The 3,924-nt window shown below is 66.6% G+C and carries 3 protein-coding genes; 2 read left to right on the forward strand and 1 reads right to left on the reverse strand.

Annotated features, from left to right (window positions below; all coding sequences use genetic code 11):
- Positions 1–144: 144 nt before the first annotated feature.
- Positions 145–717 carry a hypothetical protein gene (locus ACFWMR_RS33760; RefSeq protein ID WP_093939082.1) on the reverse strand — a complete coding sequence of 191 codons (573 nt, stop codon included), beginning with the start codon at positions 715–717 and terminating at the stop codon, positions 145–147.
- A 487-nt stretch (positions 718–1,204) separates the two neighbouring features.
- On the opposite strand from ACFWMR_RS33760, the gene ACFWMR_RS33765 reads away from it, so the two are divergent.
- A complete protein-coding gene (locus ACFWMR_RS33765; RefSeq protein WP_378280034.1) occupies positions 1,205–2,443 on the forward strand; it encodes a DUF6801 domain-containing protein in 1,239 nt (412 codons plus the stop codon).
- Positions 2,444–2,527: 84 nt separating this feature from the next.
- Positions 2,528–3,649, forward strand: coding sequence for a DUF6801 domain-containing protein (locus ACFWMR_RS33770; RefSeq protein ID WP_378381295.1), 1,122 nt, complete (start codon positions 2,528–2,530; stop codon positions 3,647–3,649).
- The last annotated feature ends 275 nt before the right edge of the window (positions 3,650–3,924 follow it).

Consider the following 3,924-nt stretch of genomic DNA (forward strand, 5'->3'; position numbering starts at 1 on the left):
CTTTCGGGACGTCTGATGTCCCGAAAGTGGCTTTCGCGACACCGGAAGCAGCGGTGAGGCGTGGGCCGGGGAGGCTCCACGTGGAGCATGCCCCGCCCGGCCCGCGACACCACCACGACCGCTTCGCCTCACGAAGGTGGGCACTCAGGCGTTTCCGCCGTAGACCTGACGGCAGGTGGTGGACTCGGCGAACGCGAGGTTGAGTTCCGGGTTGGCGCGCAGGTGCTTGATCGGGCCTTCAGGCTCGCTCAGCCCGCTCATCGAGGAGTCGGCGTCGGCGACCACCTTCTGGAGACTCGCCTGATCGGTGACCTTCGCGTCCTGCATCTTCGTCAGGGTGGCGGACACCTTCGTCTTGGTTTCGCCGAGCGTGGTGGTGGCCTTGTCCACGGCGGACTGTCCATCCGGGACCGGCGGCACACCGGCGTTCCGGATCCCGCCCGCCATGTCGTCGAGCGCGGCGGAAAGCGAGTTCAGGAAACCGACCATGGCGGTCTTCGTGCCCTGCGGGTTGGCGGGATCGAACGCGGGCGGCTGGGAGATCTTCGCCGAGCCCGTCGCGACCCCCGAGCACACCTTGTCCACCCAGGCGAGCGCGGCCGGGTCGGCGTGCCGCCCGGTGTCGGCGGGCTTGTCGGACCCGCAGGCGCTCAGCAGGACCGCGGCGGCGGTCGCGGAGACGATGGCGAACGCGATTCGCGCTGCCGTGCGGCGCATTCTTTTCATGGTTTCCCCGTCGAATTCGGCGAAAGAGGGCCGGCCGTGGCACGAGGAGTGCGAATCCGCGGTGGTCGGCGGTGACCGGCTTGCTGAACCGCGAGGTTACTCACGAAAGAATCCGGCAGGCAAGACAGGGGTGTGCGGGAAAAGGTCGATTGGCACCCGCGAGATAGTTTCGCGCGGTGTGATTGTCACCTGCGTCAGCGGTTCCTCAGGCGGCCTCGACTGGCCCTGTGCTGGGGAAACCCATGTGCCGCTACTAGGAACCGGGTGTGCGCACCGTGCCAGGGTGACAATTTACCGGGACCGCGTCAACTTTTCCGGGGAAGCACTTGATAGCGGCGTGGACGCGTCGTTAGTTTACTGTTCGGTTGCGATCCGTCAGACATCGTCGCTACCCGGAGAATTCTCTCGGGCCGATATTCATTGCTCTGGGGAATTGTACGCCGTTTCGTATCATCGTTGATACCACGGAAGGACGATCGTGAGTCACCGTAGAGGAACCAAGAAGGCGGTCGCCGCCGCCGCTGCCGGTGCCGTGGGGCTTGCCACCGCGGTACTCGTGGTCGGGGCACAGAACAGTGTCGCCGATCCGATCTCGCTCCCGCTCAACTACCACTGCAACCTGCCGCTCGTGGGGTCGCAGTCGCTGAAGGTGGTGATCAACACCGATCTTCCGCTGTCGGTCAAGACCGGTCAGCCGACCGGAACGTTCGACATCAAGGCCATCTCCACGATCAACGCGGACACGGTCAGCGGGCTCAACCTGATCGGTGCCACCACGTTGGAAGGCCAGGCCATCGCGGCGGCGACCGTGGCGGCACCGGGGCTCAACCTCCCGGTCAAGGTCCCCAACGACATCGCCAAGCAGAACATCCCCACTTCGGGCGAGATGACGGTCAACGCGGCGGGCAAGACCCCTTCGCTGACCTTCAACCAGCCCGGCGAGGCGAAGATCACCGTGGGTGACCTCCAGCTGAAGGTCACCCCGCGCAAGGCCGACGGTTCGGTCACCGGCATCACGCCGGACGGCACGATCGACGCGCCGTGCACGCAGGATCCGGGCCAGAACAACACCCTGGCGACGATCAAGATCGGTGACGGCGGGGGCGGCACCACCACGCCGACCACTCCCACCACCCCGACCACGCCGACGACCCCCACGACGCCGACCACGCCTACGACCCCGACCACGCCGACCACCACCCCCGGTGGCGGCGGGATCAAGTACGCGTTCGGCATCAAGGGTCAGACCGCGCTGAAGTCACTCGGCAGCACCGCGCCGATCAACGGTGGCTTCGACGCGGACGTCGACCTGGCTTCGAAGACGTTCACCGGTGACCTCAAGCTCGACCCGTCGTCCACCCAGTTCAAGCTCTTCGGGTTCATCGACGGTAAGTCGGAGATCAAGGTCGAACAGGTCGGCAAGCAGACCGGTGAGCTCGTCGGCACCGGTTTCAAGGCGCACATCAAGTTCAACGTGTTCCTGCCGAGCGTGCAGGTCTTCGGGATCCCGATCAGCAGTGACCCGAAGTGCGGCACGGTCAGCCCGTCCACCAGCGAGATGACCACCGGTCCCGACTTCGACCTGCTCAAGGGCGGGAAGCTGACGGGCACCTACTCGCTGTCGGCGCTGCAGAACTGCGGTCAGCTGAACGACTGGGTCAGCGCGTTCGCCAAGAGCGACGGCAACACGCTCGACCTGAACCTCACCAAGAAGTAGCCAGGCAAGCCGGTCCTCGTCGCTGCTCGCGGCGGGGACCGGTGCCGTTTTCAGTGCCGTTTCGGCGTCGTCAGGAAGGCGACCATGCCCCTTCGCATCAACGTCCGGATGCTGCTCGCGGCGGGCCTCATCGTCCTGCTCACCGCCGCCAGCCTGCTGTTCGTCGCCGTCCACAGTGCGGCGGCGGGCACCCCCGTGGACAAGAAACTGTCGTTCACCTGCCCTTTTCCGTTGATCGGGTTGCAGAAGCTCGACGTGAACATCAAGGCCGACTTCGAGGTCCCGACCGCGCCCGGCGGCACGCTCACCACCTCCGGGCTGACGATCACCGTCACCGTGCCGGACAAGGCGGCGCGCGGGCTCAACCTCGTCGGCGCCACCACCATCGAAGGCACCGCGGCGGCGGGCGTCACGCTGGTCAACGGGGACGCGAAGCCGTTCCCCGTGCGCATCCCGCTGGACGTCGCCAAAACCGAACTTCCGCCGTCCGGCAGCTTCACCACGGTGGCCAAGGGCTCCGTGCCGACGGTGACACTGGCGAAGCCGGGCAAGACCACCTTGACCGTCGGTGACTTCACCACCCGCCTGACCCCGAAGAAAGCCGACGGCTCGTACACGGGGATCGGCTCGTTCACCTCGGACTGCGCGCTCGACCCCGGCCAGGACGCGGTCCTGCTCTCTTTCGACCTCGGTGAGAAGCCCGCGGGGCATCGGTACGCGGTCGCCGGCAAGACCGGAGTCAAGGCGCTAGGCGCCACCGCGCCCCTGACCGGAACCTTCGACCTGAGCCCCACCGCGGCCACGGTGTTCAGCGGCGGTCCGGTGTTCGACAAGGCGCACACCGAGTTCCGGCTGTTCGGCTTCGTGCCGGGCGCGGCCGATCTGGAGTTCGTCGCCGACGGACCCCAAGGCGGCGATCTGGCCGGGACCGGTTTCGTCGCGCGGCCCCGGTTCACGACCGTCCTTCCGCTCGTGACGCTCGTCGGCATGCCGGTCAGCAGCGGGCCGGGGTGCAGGACTTCGGCCCCGTCGACGGCGGAGCTGCGTACCGGCGACGGTTTCACTATGGCGGCAGGGGGCGCGCTCGCCGGCACCTACGCGCTGGCGCCGTTGACCGGTTGCGGGGCGTTCACCCCGTATCTGAGCACTTTCGTTCAGGGGGAGGGGAACACGTTCGATCTCGTGTTGAGCCCGCGGAAGGGTTAGGAGTCGCGTGGGTCGTGCGCGGCGATTCGGGTTCTGGTGGGCCGGTATTTGGTTACCTGCTGGGTTCGTCGCGTCGTCTACCGCTGGATGTGGCCGGTAGGGCCTTGAACAGTGCGGCGCGGGTTGTGAAAGCCACTTTCGCAACGTTGAAGGTTGTGAACGTGGCTTTCGCATCACGACCACCCGGGCCCAGCGGTCCCGGCGGCTTCGCGCGTCGCGAAAGCCACATTCCGTACACCCCACGAACTTGAAAAGGCTATACCAGAAACACGCCT

Origin of the sequence: Amycolatopsis thailandensis (genome assembly GCF_042723255.1) — a bacterium.
GTDB classification, from domain to species: Bacteria; Actinomycetota; Actinomycetes; order Mycobacteriales; family Pseudonocardiaceae; genus Amycolatopsis; species Amycolatopsis thailandensis.

Excerpts from the sequence above, each read along its gene's own strand:
- ACFWMR_RS33760 (WP_093939082.1), bottom strand. The coding sequence starts at position 717 with ATGCGCCGCACGGCAGCGCGAATCGCGTTCGCCATCGTCTCCGCGACC.
- ACFWMR_RS33770 (WP_378381295.1), top strand. The coding sequence starts at position 2,528 with ATGCCCCTTCGCATCAACGTCCGGATGCTGCTCGCGGCGGGCCTCATC.